The sequence below is a fragment of the Psychromarinibacter halotolerans genome (genome assembly GCF_029168315.1).
Taxonomy (GTDB): Bacteria; Pseudomonadota; Alphaproteobacteria; order Rhodobacterales; family Rhodobacteraceae; genus Psychromarinibacter; species Psychromarinibacter halotolerans.
In genome coordinates this window covers 675433-690511 of the sequence record NZ_JARGYD010000002.1, presented here as the reverse complement: position 1 = coordinate 690511, position 15079 = coordinate 675433, and the positions used below count along the sequence as shown (strand labels likewise).

Annotated in this window: 19 protein-coding genes; 8 read left to right on the top strand and 11 right to left on the bottom strand. The window is 65.2% G+C overall.

Features of this window, described 5'->3' with window-relative positions; translation table 11 throughout:
• Positions 1–45: 45 nt before the first annotated feature.
• Positions 46–951, top strand: coding sequence for a LysR family transcriptional regulator (locus P1K30_RS08290; RefSeq protein WP_275632222.1), 906 nt, complete (start codon positions 46–48; stop codon positions 949–951).
• Positions 952–981: 30 nt separating this feature from the next.
• On the opposite strand, the gene P1K30_RS08285 is transcribed toward P1K30_RS08290, so the two are convergent.
• The 4 genes from P1K30_RS08285 to P1K30_RS08270 form a co-directional block, all read right to left on the bottom strand.
• The gene (locus P1K30_RS08285; protein WP_275632221.1) at positions 982–1920 is read right to left on the bottom strand and encodes an OmpA family protein; all 939 of its coding nucleotides are present in this window, start codon (positions 1918–1920) and stop codon (positions 982–984) included.
• A complete protein-coding gene (locus P1K30_RS08280) occupies positions 1917–2450 on the bottom strand; it encodes a peroxidase-related enzyme (RefSeq protein ID WP_275632220.1) in 534 nt (177 codons plus the stop codon). The genes P1K30_RS08285 and P1K30_RS08280 overlap by 4 nt, the downstream gene beginning before the upstream one ends.
• A 69-nt stretch (positions 2451–2519) precedes the next feature.
• Positions 2520–3239, bottom strand: a complete 720-nt coding sequence (locus tag P1K30_RS08275; protein ID WP_275632219.1) for a GNAT family N-acetyltransferase — start codon at positions 3237–3239, stop codon at positions 2520–2522.
• Positions 3236–3967, bottom strand: coding sequence for a competence/damage-inducible protein A (locus P1K30_RS08270; protein WP_275632218.1), 732 nt, complete (start codon positions 3965–3967; stop codon positions 3236–3238). Before P1K30_RS08270 ends, P1K30_RS08275 begins: the two co-directional genes overlap by 4 nt.
• 57 nt (positions 3968–4024) lie before the next feature.
• Here P1K30_RS08270 and sfsA point away from each other — a divergent pair, with 57 nt between their 5' ends.
• Positions 4025–4738 carry a DNA/RNA nuclease SfsA gene (gene sfsA, locus P1K30_RS08265; protein WP_275632217.1) on the top strand — a complete coding sequence of 238 codons (714 nt, stop codon included), beginning with the start codon at positions 4025–4027 and terminating at the stop codon, positions 4736–4738.
• Here sfsA and P1K30_RS08260 read toward each other — a convergent pair.
• Complete coding sequence (locus P1K30_RS08260) at positions 4722–5348, bottom strand: hypothetical protein (RefSeq protein WP_275632216.1); 627 nt, start codon at positions 5346–5348, stop codon at positions 4722–4724. The genes sfsA and P1K30_RS08260 overlap by 17 nt on opposite strands.
• Before the next feature lie 160 nt (positions 5349–5508).
• On the opposite strand from P1K30_RS08260, the gene map reads away from it, so the two are divergent.
• Positions 5509–6300 carry a type I methionyl aminopeptidase gene (gene map / locus P1K30_RS08255; RefSeq protein WP_379561993.1) on the top strand — a complete coding sequence of 264 codons (792 nt, stop codon included), beginning with the start codon at positions 5509–5511 and terminating at the stop codon, positions 6298–6300.
• Here the strand turns inward: map and P1K30_RS24040 are convergent.
• Positions 6254–7078 (bottom strand): SDR family NAD(P)-dependent oxidoreductase, encoded by an 825-nt coding sequence (locus P1K30_RS24040; protein ID WP_449314315.1) that lies wholly within the window; start codon positions 7076–7078, stop codon positions 6254–6256. The genes map and P1K30_RS24040 overlap by 47 nt on opposite strands.
• A gap of 105 nt (positions 7079–7183) precedes the next feature.
• Here P1K30_RS24040 and P1K30_RS08240 point away from each other — a divergent pair, with 105 nt between their 5' ends.
• Positions 7184–8074 carry a LysR family transcriptional regulator gene (locus P1K30_RS08240; protein ID WP_275632214.1) on the top strand — a complete coding sequence of 297 codons (891 nt, stop codon included), beginning with the start codon at positions 7184–7186 and terminating at the stop codon, positions 8072–8074.
• 11 nt (positions 8075–8085) lie between these two features.
• Here the strand turns inward: P1K30_RS08240 and P1K30_RS08235 are convergent, their stop codons facing one another.
• The 4 genes from P1K30_RS08235 to P1K30_RS08220 all read right to left on the bottom strand — a co-directional run bounded on the left by P1K30_RS08235 (position 8086) and on the right by P1K30_RS08220 (position 10891).
• A complete protein-coding gene (locus P1K30_RS08235; protein ID WP_275632213.1) occupies positions 8086–8295 on the bottom strand; it encodes a hypothetical protein in 210 nt (69 codons plus the stop codon).
• Positions 8296–8435: 140 nt separating this feature from the next.
• The gene (locus P1K30_RS08230; RefSeq protein WP_275632212.1) at positions 8436–9083 is read right to left on the bottom strand and encodes an HAD family hydrolase; all 648 of its coding nucleotides are present in this window, start codon (positions 9081–9083) and stop codon (positions 8436–8438) included.
• Between the two features lie 34 nt (positions 9084–9117).
• On the bottom strand, positions 9118–9684 hold the full coding sequence (gene rsmD, locus P1K30_RS08225) for a 16S rRNA (guanine(966)-N(2))-methyltransferase RsmD (RefSeq protein WP_275632211.1): 567 nt from the start codon (positions 9682–9684) through the stop codon (positions 9118–9120).
• A 1-nt stretch (position 9685) separates the two neighbouring features.
• Positions 9686–10891 (bottom strand): NAD(P)/FAD-dependent oxidoreductase, encoded by a 1206-nt coding sequence (locus tag P1K30_RS08220; protein WP_275632210.1) that lies wholly within the window; start codon positions 10889–10891, stop codon positions 9686–9688.
• Between the two features lie 83 nt (positions 10892–10974).
• On the opposite strand from P1K30_RS08220, the gene P1K30_RS08215 reads away from it, so the two are divergent.
• Together P1K30_RS08215 and P1K30_RS08210 are read left to right on the top strand one after the other, a co-directional pair.
• On the top strand, positions 10975–11466 hold the full coding sequence (locus P1K30_RS08215; RefSeq protein ID WP_275632209.1) for a peroxiredoxin: 492 nt from the start codon (positions 10975–10977) through the stop codon (positions 11464–11466).
• A 130-nt stretch (positions 11467–11596) separates the two neighbouring features.
• Positions 11597–12307, top strand: a complete 711-nt coding sequence (locus tag P1K30_RS08210) for an NYN domain-containing protein (RefSeq protein ID WP_275632208.1) — start codon at positions 11597–11599, stop codon at positions 12305–12307.
• Here the strand turns inward: P1K30_RS08210 and P1K30_RS08205 are convergent.
• Complete coding sequence (locus P1K30_RS08205) at positions 12304–12924, bottom strand: TetR/AcrR family transcriptional regulator (RefSeq protein ID WP_275632207.1); 621 nt, start codon at positions 12922–12924, stop codon at positions 12304–12306. The two genes, P1K30_RS08210 and P1K30_RS08205, sit on opposite strands and share 4 nt — an antisense overlap.
• A 145-nt stretch (positions 12925–13069) precedes the next feature.
• On the opposite strand from P1K30_RS08205, the gene mbfA reads away from it, so the two are divergent.
• Positions 13070–14044 carry an iron exporter MbfA gene (mbfA, locus tag P1K30_RS08200; protein WP_275632292.1) on the top strand — a complete coding sequence of 325 codons (975 nt, stop codon included), beginning with the start codon at positions 13070–13072 and terminating at the stop codon, positions 14042–14044.
• Positions 14045–14118: 74 nt separating this feature from the next.
• Positions 14119–15057: an AEC family transporter gene (locus tag P1K30_RS08195; protein ID WP_275632206.1), complete on the top strand. Its 939-nt coding sequence runs from the start codon at positions 14119–14121 to the stop codon at positions 15055–15057.
• Positions 15058–15079 lie beyond the last annotated feature (22 nt).

The following is a 15079-nucleotide window of genomic DNA, read 5'->3' as shown; positions in this document are numbered from 1 at the left end:
ATAACCGATGTCAGAGGGGCCCGATGGGAAAACACGAGTGAGTTTATGGACAGATTGACGGAAATGGAGGCCTTCGCGACGGTCGTGGACCAGGGTGGGTTCACAGATGCCGCCAAGAAGATGGGGATCTCTAAGTCTGCAGTGTCGAAACACGTTTCGTCCCTGGAGGCGCGCCTTGGGGCGCGGCTTCTGAACCGGACGACCCGACGCGTCAGCCCGACCGAGATCGGCCTTGCCTATTACGACCGCGCCCGCCGGGTGCTGAACGACGCCGGAGAAGCGGACGCGCTGGTGACGTCGATGCAGTCGGCCCCGTCCGGCCTGCTTCGGATCAGCGTCGCCACCGATTTCGGCGTGAATCACCTGTCGCCGGTGCTGGGAGAGTTCCTGTCGGACTTCCCGGACGTGACGGTGAACATGGTTCTCAACAACCGTTTCGTGGAACTGATCTCGGAAGGCTTCGACATGGCCGTGCGCATCGGCGAGCTGGAAGACAGCACGCTGCGCGCCCGCAAGCTGACCGAGACGACGAAACGCATGATCGGCGCGCCGTCGTATTTCCAGAAATACGGGCGTCCGATGAAGATCGACGACCTGAACGAACACAAGCTGCTGCACTATTCCAGCCAGTCCTCGGGCAACGTCTGGCGCCTGACCGCGCCGTCGGGCGAGAAACGTCAGGTCCGGACCGCCGGGTGGCTGTCGGTGAACGACGGGCAGTCGCTGCTGAACGCGGCCATCTCGGGGCTTGGCATCGCCTATCTGCCCAGCTTCCTCTATGCCGACGCGCTGCGTCAGGGCCTGGTGGAAGAGGCCATTCCGGAACTTCCGGTGGAAACGCAGGGCATCTACGCGGTGTACCCGCCGGGCCGCTTCACGCAGCCCAAAGTGCGCGCGTTCATTGATTTCCTTGTCCATCATTTTGCGGACAAGGGACCGGAAAACTGGTAAACCAATAACAACCCTTCAGGTGCACACTTCTTACTGGGTCGAGGTCATTACGACTTCGACCCTTCTGTTTTGCGTGCGCCCCTCGGGCGTCAGGTTGCTGGAGCGCGGCGCAAGAAAGCCCACGCCATCGGCAGCCAACTGGGCGGCATCGACGCCGTAGACCGACACAAGGTGTTCCATCACTGCGGTCGCGCGGCGGCGCGAGACGTTGATGTTCACCTGCAGCGACCCTTCCGCATCCGTGTGCCCAACCAGCGTGACCCGGCGTTCCGGGTTGGCCTTGAGATAGGCGGCAAGGCTGTCAAGCGATGCGAACTCACCCGCGCCTAACTCCGTCGAGCCGGGGCGGAACGCCAGATCCAGCAGGGTCGCATGACCGTTGGTTTCCAACTGCTCCACCAGCGGCCCCGACGTGTCGGACACGACCGGCGAGGTCGGTGCCGGGGTCTTGGTGGATGCGGTGAAGCCCGGCGTGCGGTCCGGCGGCCCGATACGGGTGATCTGGACGAAACCGGTGTTGCTGCTGCGGCTAACGACAACGCTGACATAGCCGTCCCCCTCGGGGCCCTCGGCCGCGAGATAGCGGAAATCGCCAAGGTTCACGTGCATATCCGGCTCTGGCAGCAGGTCGATCTCGTACCGGAAATCGAAACCGCCGCAGTCGCGGGTGTCGCATTCGTAGATCGGGGAAAAACCCGCGTCGATCAGCTGGTCGCGCAGCGACGCGAGGATCTGCATCGTGGTCAGCGAACCGTCGCCCACCACCCATGCCGTCTGTTCCAGCGCACCCTCGGCGGTGATGCCGTCGATATCGCCCGCGGCATAGGGACCGTTCGGCAGGAACAGGCTGTCCTCTGCCGCGGTCCGCCGCGCCTGAAGCTCGGCCTCGCCCGGGAACCGAAGCGTTTCGGCAAGCGCGGGGCCTGCGGCGCTGATCGCCAGCGCGGATATGGCGGCGGTCCACGTCACCGGAACGACCCGTGATAATCTTCGTTCGGGACCATCCCGATACCCGAGGCGACGCGGTTCGTCATGTTGTAGAAGGCGGCGACACTGGCGATGTCGAAGATGTCCCGATCCGTGAATCCCACGTCGCGCAGGGTCTGCCGGTCAGAGTCTTCGGTCTTGTGGCTTTCCGTCGTCAGCTTTTCCGCGAACAGCAGCATCGCACGTTGCCGGTCGTCCAGCTTCGCCGTGCGCCAGTTGAACGCCATCCGCTCGCCCAGCACCGGATCGCCAGATACACGACGAACCTCGGCACCGTGGACGACAAGGCAATACCAGCACTTGTTGATCGAGCTGACGACTACCGCGATCATCTCGCGTTCCAGCTTGGACAGGCCGCTGTCGCCAAGCATCAGGTCGTTGTACATCGCGGTAAACGCGTTGAGCTTGTCGATGTCGAAGGCGTAGGCCTTCAGGACATTCGGCACCATGCCAAGCTTGTCCTGACAGACGTCGAAATACTTTCGCGTCGCGTCGGGAAGCGGATCGACCATAGGAAGGTCAAGCGCATGAATTTGCTCGTCGGACTGTGCCACTTCTGCTCCGTAACCCGTGTCCCGGGCTTATTTTATTCGGTAGTGGTAGTATCCGACAACCGTCATGCCGAGTGAAGAATACAGAGCATTTGCCGAGACATTTGAGCGGGTTACCGCTAGTGCAAGTGTGGTCGCACCATGATTTTGTGCCCAGATCGCGGCAGCCCTCATCATGTTGCGCGCGACGCCCAGTCGCCGAAGCGCCGGAACCACCTCTAGCGCGTGGATCATCGCGACTTTCCCGTCACAGGCAACAAAGGCAGAGGCCGCCGGTTGATCCTGGATTCGGCCCAAAAGCCCGGTTTTTGGGCAATTCACACGTTCCATAACCGCCAGCCGCTCCGGTCCGATCCCGCCGGATTTCCAGATTTCGGCCATGATCGCCAGCGGCGGCCACGCCGGCATGGCCGACACCGGGGGCAGCGGTTCGTCTGTCAGCCGAGCCACGTCGACCGCGTACAGCGCCACCGGGTCCTTCACCGCATAGCCCTGCGCCTCCAGCATCTCGTCCAGCGCATCATCGCAGTCGCGGATCATGAACAGGGACTGCTGGCCAAGGTCTTCCATCGCCGCCTCGGCCACCGCGAGATCCGCAAGCGAGACCGCATCGACGGCCGTCGCGGCGGACACCCGGCTGCCGCCGCCCTGCCCGTCGCGGATCATCCACGGCCCGACGCGGAACGCCCGCACCGGGGACCACGTCGCCTCGACGACGGGGTACAGATCGGCGCCGGACGGAAGCGTCACAGCGCGGTGCCGCCGAACGCCGCCACCAATTGGGCCGCCGCCGCCTCGACGGCGTCGGCATCCTGCCCGCGCACGACAAGATTGGTGCCGTACTTGCCATCGCGGCTGAACGGATAGGATCCGAACGACAACTCGGGGTTGGCCTTGGCCAGCGCGGACAGTTCGGCAGCGACGTCGCCTTCGCCCCGGTCCACCCGCACACTGCGCGACACCACTGGTGCGCCGCCGGTCAGGGTCGGCAGAATGGTCTCTACCATCGCGTTAAAGATCGTCGGCACACCCGCCATCACATGCACGTTGCCCAGCGTGAACCCCGGCGCGGCGGACACGGGGTTATCGATCAGTGTCGCGCCGTCGGGAATCCGCGCCATCCGCAGGCGGGCCTCGTTCATCTCGGTCCCGCTGCGGTCGTAATGCGCCTGCAGGATCGCCCGCGCGTCGTCCCGCACGTCGATGGATGCCCCGAAAGCATCCGCGATCGCGTCGGCGGTGATGTCGTCATGCGTCGGCCCGATTCCGCCCGAAGTGAACACCGTGTCATAGGCCTTGGACAGCGCCTGTACCGCGGCGACGATGGCCGCGTGATCGTCCGACACGAACCGGACCTCGCGCAGGTCGATCCCGGCTTCGGTCAGCTGGATCGCAAGGTGGTTCGAGTTCGCGTCGCGGGTGCGGCCCGACAGGATCTCGTCCCCGATGACAAGCATGGCGGCGGTGGGATTGGGCATGGCGGGTTCTCTCGGATTCGTGTGGCGGAATTCGTTTTACCGTGTAAGTCGGTTCCCATGCAGTTCGCCACCCCTCTCGTCCCCGCCCGCCTGATCCGCCGCTACAAACGGTTCCTCGCCGACGTGCGGCTGGAGGACGAAACAGAGGTGACCGCGCACTGCCCCAACCCCGGAAGTATGATGGGGCTGGCGGACCCCGGGATGCGGATCTGGCTAGAGCCGAACGACGACCCGAAGAAGAAGCTGAAGTACGGCTGGCGTCTGGTGGAGCACGAAACCGGCGATTTCACCGGAATAGACACTGCAGTGCCGAACCGGATGCTGAAGGACGCGCTGATCGCCCGCGCGGTGCCGGGGCTTGCCGCCTATGATCAGGTGCGCCCCGAAGTGAAGTACGGCGAGAAAAGCCGCGTCGATTTCCTGTTGTCCGCCAACGGGCTGCCCGACGCCTATGTCGAGGTGAAGTCGGTGACCCTGCTGCGCCAGCCCGGCGTCGCAGAGTTTCCCGACGCAAAGACCACGCGCGGCGCGCGGCACATGGCGGAACTGGCGGCGATGGTGGCCGAGGGGCACCGCGCCTACGTGCTGTTCCTTGTCCAACGGACCGATGCGCAAGAGGTCCGCATCGCCCACGACATCGACCCGGCCTATGGGCAGGCCCTGCGCGATGCCGAAACGGCGGGTGTCGGCATCCTCGCCCATGCCTGCGGCATCACCCCAAAGGGCGTCACGCTGGGGCCGGAACTGCCGGTGTCTACTCTGGTGCCGTGACCGAAATCGACGGGTCGTATTCGAACCGGACTTCGTGCCGCGCCATGTCCGTGCCCTCGGTCCACGAGTTCACGAACTCGGTCATCTCCATCCGCATCATCAACCCGGTGTCCGGGTCGACCCACGCATCGGTAAGCCCGCCATAGAACATGCCGGTCGCGTCCTTGTCGGTCTGCGTCCGCCAGGTGTAGTGCAGCAGGCCGTCTTCCGTGCCGTGGCAGGCGGTGTCGGTCAGGTTGGCCCGGTTCTGCGCCAACGCCGCGCGCATCTGCTCTTCGCGGCCTTCGGGGAACTGGTAATCGACGCCGGTCCACGGACCGTCCAGCGACGGGCCGTTCCACAGGTCCCGGTCGATCGCCATCGTAAAGTGGTTCTCTGCCGCGACCCCGGCGATCGTCTTCAGCGGCCCGTCGAACAGCGCCTCGTTCAGGCGGGTCGGATTGCCGTCGGTGTCGTATTCCTGCGTGAACTGGTGCAGCGGCGGGCGGGCGAACGGGTCCATCGCACCGCCGTCGTCGAACAGTGCGGCAATCTCTTCAAGGCAGGGATCGGCAACGGCGGGCGCGGCCAGAAGCAGGGCGGCAAGACAGGCTGAAACGGCTTTGATCATGAACGGATTCCGGAATGCAGATGAACAATAGACCATGCCTAGCACGGGTCGCCGGACACGCAAACGCGGCCCGCCTCTGGTTTTGCGGGCCCGGCTGGATTATGTAGCGGGACAGTATCAAGGAATGAGGCACGGCGTGGACGACAACAGCCGCGGCAGGATGACCAAGGACGGCATCCGCATTTACGAACCCGGTGACTTCGCCGGAATGCACGCGGCCGGCAAGGTCGCGGCGCAGATTCTGGACGACATCGCCCCGATGATCGAAGTCGGACGCACCACCGCCGAGATCGACGCAGAGATCACGCGTCTGGTCGGCGTGTACGAGTCGACCTCGGCCACGATCGGCTACAAAGGGTACGAGCACGCCAGCTGCATCAGCGTGAACCACGTCGTCTGCCACGGGATTCCCAGCGACAAGAAGCTGAAGGATGGCGACATCCTGAACATCGACGTCACCGTGATCGTTGACGGCTGGTACGGCGACACCAGCCGCATGTACGTCGCGGGCAAGCTGCCCCGGAAGGCGGAACGCCTGATCGAGGTCACGCACGACTCGCTGATGATCGGCATCGAAGCGGTGAAGCCCGGCAACACCTTCGGCGACATCGGCCACGCCATCCAGACCTACGTGGAATCGAACCGCATGTCGGTGGTCCGCGATTTCTGCGGCCACGGCCTTGGCCGCGTTTTCCACGCGCCGCCGAACGTCCTGCACTATGGCCGCCCCGGCACCGGCCCGGTGCTGGAGGAAGGCATGTTCTTCACCATCGAACCGATGGTGAACCTTGGCCGCCCCGAGACCAAGGTGCTGGGCGATGACTGGACGGCGGTGACACGCGACAAAAGCCTGTCGGCGCAGTTCGAACATTCGGTGGGCGTCACGGCGGACGGGGTCGAGATCTTCACGCTGTCGCCGGGTGGCCTGTTCCACCCGACCTACCAGCAATAGCCAAGGCCCGCCGCGTTTCAGCGCCGGCCATGCCCCGCACGGTCAGACAACGCCGCCATTGGCGCGCAGCGTCTGGCCGTTGATCCACCCACCGTCTTCGCTGATCAAAAACCGGACCACCCTTGCGATGTCTGCCGGTTCTCCCAGTCGGCCAAGCGGGATCATGCTGCGGATCCGGTCCACGGTCTCTTCGCTTTTGCCGTCCATGAACAGGTCGGTGGCAACCGGGCCGGGCGCCACGGCATTCACGGTGATGCCACGCGGCCCCAATTTCCTTCGACAGGATCTTCGTCACAGCCTCGATCCCCGCCTTGGTTGCGGCATAGGCGGCATAGCCGGGCTGGTACAGGCCGACGACGCTGGACGACAGGTTCACGATCCGGCCTCCGTCCGGCATCCGCCGCGCCGCTTCCCGCATCAGCCGGAACGGCCCAGCAAGGTTGGTGGCGATATGCGCGTCCAGCGACGCGTCATCTGTCTCTAAAATGCGATTCAGAGACATAACACCCGCGTTGTTCACAAGCGCGCCCGCCGGTCCCAGCGCCGCCTCGGCGTCATCGAACAACGCCGTCGCACCGGCCGCTTGTGACAAGTCCGCTTGCACCGCAACGGCGCGTCCGCCAGCGGCGTTGATGTCTGACACAACCGCCTCGGCGGCCGTGGCGTTCCGGGCAAAGTTCACCGCGACGGCCCATCCGTCTGCGGCAAGGGTACGGGCGATCTCCGCGCCGATCCCCCGAGAGGCGCCTGTCACGATTGCTGTGCGGGTAGTGGTCATTGTCTGCATCCTTCTTGGCATGATGCAGCCGATGTAAACGGCGTCGACCGGCAAACAATCGCACGCGATTTGACATGACAATTCGCGGTCAGCTAATAATCTTCGATGGACCGGATCGACAGGATGCAACTCTTTGCCCGGATCGTCGAAGGCGGAAGCTTCGTCAAAGCCGCGGCCGAGCTTGGGATGGCGCGGTCCACCGCCACGCAGGCGATCAAGGCACTGGAACAGGAACTGGGCGTCCGCCTGCTGGCCCGGACCACCCGCCACGTCAGCCCCACACCGGACGGCGAGGAATATCACGCCCGTGTCCGTGCCATCCTGTCCGAGATCGAGGCCGCCCACAGCGCGTTCAGCGCGGACAGTCCGTCCGGCCATCTTCGGATCGACGCGCCGGGCCTGCTGACACGCACGTTCATCGTCCCGCGCCTGCCCGCCTTCCTGACCCGCCATCCGCGGATCACGGTCCAGTTCGGTCAAGGCGAGCGGCTGGTCGATCTGGTGCGCGAAGGCGTCGACTGCGCCCTGCGCGCGGGCGAGCCCGAGGACAGCAGCCTGATGATGCGGCGCCTTGGCGAACTGCCAGAGATCACTTGCGCCAGCCCCGCCTATATTCAAACCCACGGAATGCCGAAAAGCATCGACGCGCTGGACGGGCACCGGATGGTCGGGTTCGTGTCGTCGCGCACCGGCAAGGTGATGCCGCTGGAGTTCGTCCAGAACGGCCGGGTCCAGACCCGTACCCTGCCCGTCGCGGTGTCGTCGGACAGCGCCGACACCACCGCCGATCTGGCGCGCATGGGCTTCGGCCTGATTCAGGCACCGCGCTATCGCTTTGCGCAGGAACTGGCGCAGGGCGACCTTGTCGAGGTGCTGCCCGACGTGCCCCCAGCGCCAATGCCGCTGAACGTGCTGCACCCGCAGGACAGGCAGGTGTCCCGGCGGCTGGCGGTGTTCCTTGACTGGCTGAAAGAGGTCTTTGCGGACCTGCCCTGACGACACCGCAGCTATCGCTTTCGGGGCGGCATCGGGTCTGCGCGGGTCAGGTTCCAATAGCCGTCGGGCCAATGCTCTTCACTGTGCGCGGGCTCGACCACGACACCGCCGAACCGTGCCTCGTGCACCAGCACCGGGCGACCCAGCAAAAGACAGACCGCACCCCGGCATTCCGTCCGCGCGTCTTCTCCGACCCGCCACCACGCAAAGCCGCCCGACATGGCGGTATTGCCGAAACCCAGCGCGCGCCCAGCCCCGTCTGTGACACGCTCACGGCAGTCGTTGCAGACATGCCAAGGATAACGAAGAAACGCGCGCTGCGGGGCGCCACAGGCCGGGCAGAAATGCTCGGCCTGCCCGGTCACAGTCCCAGCAGCCCGGGAAGATCGGCCATCCGGTGAAACGGCTCTGCCCCCACCGCCTTCAGCCGCGCCCCGTCGTTGTGTTCAGCGAAGCCCATCGTCCGCATCCCGGCGCGCACCCCCGCGGTGCATCCCGTGGCGCTGTCGTCGACGACGGCACAGGCTTCGGGCGCGATACCGGCGTCGCGGGCGGGTTTCAGGTACAACTCGGGATCGGGCTTGGCCACGCCCAGCGCATGGGCCGAGTACAGCGCATCCTTCAGCCGCGCATGAAGCGCCGGGTGGCTGCCCAGCGTGATCGACATCTTGCGAAGCGACCCGTTCGATCCGACGGCATAAGGAATCCCCGCCGCGTCCAGTTGGTCCAACACCTCTTCGATGCCCTCGATCAGCGGCGTGCCCTTGGCGAGTTCGGCGTACATCTGTTCATAGAACCAATCGACCCAGTCATCGGGCAGGTCGGCCCCCAGCGCGCGCGCGTTCTCGAACACGGTCGCCATCGTGCCGCCGACGAAGATCTCTTCGATGCGCTCCAGCGTCAGGTCGAGCCCCCGGGCGGCGAGATCCTCGCGCAGCAGGCGGTTGGTGATCGGCTCGCTGTCCACCAGAACACCGTCGCAGTCGAAGATTACCAGGGAAGGGCGCATGAGATGCCTGTCGGTTGGGAATTGAATGAAAGCGTCAGTCTTTCGACCGTTCCAGAAACGTCACGTGTGTATCACCGTACCGCCGGGTGTCGAGCAGGTCGAAACCCTCCGGCGCCGCCTGTGGCGCGCTTTCCTCCCAGACTATCAGGGCGCCGGGCGCGATCCAGCCGCCTGCCACAGCGGCGGCCAGCGCCCGTGCGCCAAGATCCTTGCCATAGGGCGGGTCAAGAAACACCAGCGTCGCCGCGTCGCCCGCGACCGGACCAAGGCGTGTCGCGTCGCGCTTGATCTGGGTGGTGCGGTCAGAGCTTCGGGTCAGCCCGATGTTTTCGCGGATCAGCGACCGAGCCTTGCCGCCATCGTCGACAAAGGTGACATGCGCCGCGCCGCGCGACAGGGCTTCCAGCCCAAGCGCGCCGGTTCCGGCGAACAGGTCCAGCACGACGGCGTCCTCGATCGGGTCACCGAAATGCCCGCCCGACAGCACGTTGAACAAGGATTCGCGGACGCGGTCGGTGGTGGGACGCAAGTGCGCGCCCGCGTCCCCCTTGCCGACAGAGGCCAGACGCAGGCCGCGCATGGTCCCCGCGATGATCCGCATGTCAGGCCTTCAACAGAGTCTTCAGCTCGGTTTCGGGGTTGGCGATCGCCTCGGGGTCGGGGTTCTTGCCCATCTCCAGCAGGCGCTTGCCCACCATGTAGCTGCGCGCGTCGTTCATCGAGTCAACGGCAAGGAACTGGTCGCCCTTGAAGTACCAGAACGACGTCGCCCAGCCCGAACCGCGCGTGACGATCCGGTCGTACCCGGTCGACAGGCCCGCGATCTGCAGCTTGCAATCGTACTGGTCGGACCAGAACCACGGATAGGGCACGTATTCCTTGCCCGCGCCCAGCATGTTTTCGGCCACGCATTCCGCCTGGTCGATGGCGTTCTGCACCGATTCCAGCCGGATGCGCCCGCCCTTGTAGGGGAACGACGCGCAATCGCCGGCGGACCAGATATCCTCGTCCGAGGTGCGGCCCTGCGCGTCGGTGCGGATGCCGTTCTCGATCACCAGTTCGCAGGCTTCGGCCAGCGCGATGGCCGGTGCGATGCCGATCCCCACGATCACCACGTCCACCGGCAGTTCCTCGCCATGGCTGAGAACTGCGCCAGTGACGTGATCGCCGCCGACCAGCTTCTGCAGGCCGGTGCCTTCGCGGATGTCGACGCCCTTCTCGGTGTGCAGCGCACGGAAATAGTCCGACGTCTCGGGCGAGGCGACGCGCTGCAGGATGCGGTCGGCCATCTCGACCACGGTGACCTCCATGCCCGACTTGCGGGCAACGGCGGCCGCCTCGAGCCCGATGTACCCACCGCCCACGACCAGCGCGCGTTTGCCTTCGCGGAACAGCGGTTCCATCGCGTCGACGTCGGCAAGGGTGCGGACGGTGAACACGCCCGGTAGGTCGCCGCCAATCGCGGCGGGCAGCTTGCGCGGGATCGATCCGGTGGTCAGGGCCAGCTTGTCATAGGGAATGCGACGGTCGCCAAGGATCACTTCCTTGCCGCCCCGGTCGATCATGTCGACAGGCTGGCCGGTGATCACTTCGATGTTGTTTTCCTGATAGAAACTGGCAGGCCGCAGGTACAACCGTTCCTGCCCCACATCGCCCATCAGATAGGCCTTCGACAGCGGCGGGCGTTCGTAAGGAAGCGCGGGTTCCTCGCCGATCAGGGTGATCTTACCCTCGAACCCCAGCTTGCGCAGCTTCGCCACCAGCGACGCACCGGCCTGCCCGGCCCCGATCACAACGATATCGTCCATCCATCTTCTCCCGGAACTGTCGCTTGCCGGCACATTCCTATATCTTCGGCCAGACGAATGGCAATCAGGGAAGGATGCCGAGAATGGCACTCGAAGTGGGCGACACGTTTCCGGGCGGAACGGTCCTGACATTGGACGCAGACGGGCGACCGACCCCAGTCGAACTGGGAGAGAAGCTTGAAGGCCGCAAGGTGGTGATCTTCGCGCTGCCCGGTGCGTTTACCGGCGTGTGCTCGACCGCGCACATGCCAAGCTTCGTGCGCACCGCCGACGACATTCGCGGCAAGGGCGTGGACGAGGTGATCTGCCTGTCGGTGAACGACCCGTTCACCCTGTCGGCGTGGGGCACCCAGCTGGGCGCCGACGATGCCGAGATCTCCATGCTGGCCGACGCCGGCGGCGAGGTGACAAAGGCGCTGGGGCAGGATTTCACCGCCCCCCCCGCCGGGCTGTACGGCCGGTCCAAGCGGTATGTCTGCGTCGTCGAGAACGGCAAGATCACCCACGTCGGCGCCGAGCCGAACCCGGGCGAATGCCAGATCTCGTCCGGTGAAGCGGTGCTCGAGGCACTGTAATCCCGACATCCCACCGAAGGTGTGCGGCGCGCCGCGTCGCGCACCTTTCCCACCGACCGCGCCGCCCTTCCCATCGGGCCGGTGCTGTGTCATGGGTCCGCCGATGGTGCAGACCCAAAAGGAGGCCCAAATGGCCGACCGCGACCGCCCGCTCTATGCCGTCCTGATCGACGCCGACAACATCCCCGCGAAGTTCGCTGCGCCGATCCTGAAGGAAATCACCACCTTCGGCGAACCCGCGCTGCGCCGGGTGTATGGCGACTGGTCGTCGGGCCGCCTGTCGGCTTGGGCCAAGGAAGTTCGCACGCTGGGCATGGTCGCGCATCAGGAAACCGCCAACACCGTGGGCAAGAACGCCAGCGACATCGGTCTGGTGATCGACGCGATGGACATCCTGCACACGGGACGGTTCGACGGGTTCGTTCTGGTGTCGTCGGACAGTGACTTTACCGCGCTGGCAAACCGGATTCGCGAACAGGGTCTGGACGTGATCGGCATCGGCGAGGGCAAGGCCCCTGAAAGCCTGCGCAACGTCTGCAACCGCTTCGTGCTGATCGAGAACATCATGGACGAGCCGGAGCCCGAGAAGGGCGCGCCGCCCGCCCCGGGCAAGCAGCAGCCGACACAGGCGATCCCGCTGATCCTGCGCGCCATGGACAAGATCCAGCAGGACGACGAATGGTATGCGCTGGGGCAGATCGGCCAGTACATCACCGCCGACAACCCGGACTTCGACACCCGGACCTATGGCAAGCGCAAGCTGTCGGACCTTGTCGAGGGGCTGAAACGCTTCGAGACCCGGAAGACCGGCAACCAGCTTCAGGTGCGGCGGCTCGACTAGCGGCGACCGTAACGGGCCAGAAACATCTCGACCGCGCCGCGGATCACCCGGCTGACCTCGTCTTGGGTGAACTCTTCGCGGATACCCATCACCCATTCGATGTGCAGCCCGGCCTTGCACAGTTCGATGAACTGCTCGGCTGCGAAGGCGACGTCGTCGATCTCAAGCTCGCCAGCGTCGATGCGGTCGCCAAGATAACTGACCAGCGCATTGCGCGCCTGCGTCGGACCCGAGGCGAAGAACGCGCGTCCCAGCTCAGGGAAGCGTTCGGCCTCGGACACGGCGATGCGGTAAGTCTGGCGCCCGAACTCGGACAGGAAAAAGCCGGTCATCTCGGTGGCCGCTTCGTACAGAACGTCGCTGGCCGGTCCCGCCATCTGGATGCGCGCGATCGCGGCCTCGGCCTGTCGCTGGCATTCGCGCTGCGCCACTTCCATGAACAGGCGCCGCTTGTCGGGAAAGTAGCTGTACAGCGTCGCCTTCGACACTTGTGCGGCGCGCGCGATGTCGTCGACGCTCGCCCCTTCGAAGCCTGCGCTCAGGAAGATTTCGCGGGCGCCCTCGACCACTTGGTCGAACTTGCGTCCCTGCTTGATGGCACCCGTCCCGGCGGTCATGTCTTCCCCGTACAGTGGCTTTCCCGAACATAAACCGGACGGTTCAGTTCGGGCAACAACGACCGCGGGGAACGGCGGCCTGCTGCCTCTTGCATATGGCGCGGAAGTGCCTACCTTAGAATCATTCTAATTCATGGGTGCAGTCATGTTTCCAGCCTTTGGTCGCCGCCGGTTCCGCGATCTGTCCGAGCAAGAGATCCTTGCGCTTGCGATTTCGTCGGAAGAGGACGACGCGCGCATCTACCGCCAGTACGCCGAACGGCTGCGGGCCGAGTTCCCGGCAAGCGCCGCCGTGTTCGACGGCATGGCGGACGAGGAAGATGGCCACCGCCGTAGGCTGATCGACCTGCATCGCACGCGCTTCGGCGACGTGATCCCGCTGATCCGGCGCGAGCATGTCGCGGGCTATTACGCCCGGCGGCCCGTCTGGCTGGTCGAAAACCTGCCGATCGAACGCATCCGTGACGAGGCCGAGGCGATGGAACGGCAGGCCGAACAGTTCTATCGCACCGCAGCCGCCCGCGTGCAGGACGCCGAGACACGCAGCCTGCTTGGCGATCTTGCCGCCGCCGAGGCGCAGCACGAGAAACGCGCCGACGAACTCGTCGCCGAGCATCTGGACGGCGACACCCGCGACGAGGAAAGCCGCGCCTCGCACCGGCAATTCGTGCTGACTTGGGTGCAGCCGGGGCTGGCCGGGTTGATGGACGGGTCGGTCTCGACCCTTGCGCCGATCTTCGCGACGGCCTTCGCAACACAGGATACGTGGACGACATTCCTTGTCGGTCTTGCCGCCTCTGTTGGCGCGGGCATCTCGATGGGCTTCACCGAAGCGGCGTCCGACGACGGCGAACTGTCGGGCCGAGGCTCGCCGCTGAAGCGCGGGATCGCCGCCGGTGTGATGACCACGCTGGGCGGTCTGGGCCACGCGTTGCCCTACCTGATTCCGCATTTCTGGACCGCCACCATCGTCGCCACCATCGTCGTCTTCGTCGAATTGTGGGCCATCGCATGGATTCAGAAACGGTACATGCAGACACCGTTTCTGCGCGCGGCGTTTCAGGTGGTGCTGGGCGGCGCGCTGGTCTTCGCGGCAGGGGTGCTGATCGGCAGCGGCTAGGCGGCGAAGGGCTGGGTTCGCAAAAACGGTCCAGCCCCATTCCGGCCGAACGGACAAGCTGCTAATGCGGGTTCATGGTCGAGATTTTCCTGAAGACGTTACCCTTCTTCCTGCTGATCGGCGTCGGATACGCCGCAGCGGCTTCGAAGTTCTTTTCCGAGGCCGCGGCGAACGCGCTGACCCGGTTCGTCTTCTTTTTCGCCCTGTCCGCGATGCTGTTCCGCTTCTCCGCCAACCTCAGCTTCGGCGAGGTTTTCGACGGGCGGTTCATGCTGGTCTACCTTGCCGCGACCGGGGCCGCCTATGCGGTGTTCACCGCGGTGGCGATGTGGCGCAAGGTGCCTGTCGCGGAAGCGGCAGTCGAGGCGCAGTGCGCCGCGATCGGCAACATCGGCTTTCTTGGCATCCCGATGCTGGCGCTGCTGATGGGAGACGCGGCGGTCGGCTACATCATGATGATGCTGGCTGTGGACCTTGGCGTGTTCGGATCCCTGATCGTGATCCTGATCACCGGCAGCCGGGAACGGTTGTCGCCCCGCGTGTTCCGGACGGTGGCCGTTGGGCTTGTCAGCAACCCGATGCTGGTGTCGATCTTCGCGGGCTTCAGCGTCTCGGCGCTGGAAATCTCGATACCGACCCCGGCGAATGAATTCCTGACGCTGTTGGGCAACGCCGCGACGCCCGGCGCTCTGTTCGCCATTGGCGCCTCGCTGGCCAGCAAGTCGGCCGAACGCCTTTCGGTCGCCGCGTGGTTGTCCTTTGGCAAACTGGTGATCCACCCGGCCTTCGTGGCGCTGGCCGCCATCGTGATCTGGCCGGTCGAGCCCTATGCCGCCGCCGTCATGATCGCCTCGGCCGCGCTGCCGACGGCGGGCAATATCTACATGGTCGCGCAGTATTACGGGGTCGCGCCGCACCGCGTGTCGGCGACGATCCTGATCTCGACCGCCGCGTCCATCGTCACCGTTTCGCTTGTCCTTGCGTGGCTTGCCCAATTCACCGCCTTCCAGTAGCCAGACCGCAACCAAAAAGGCA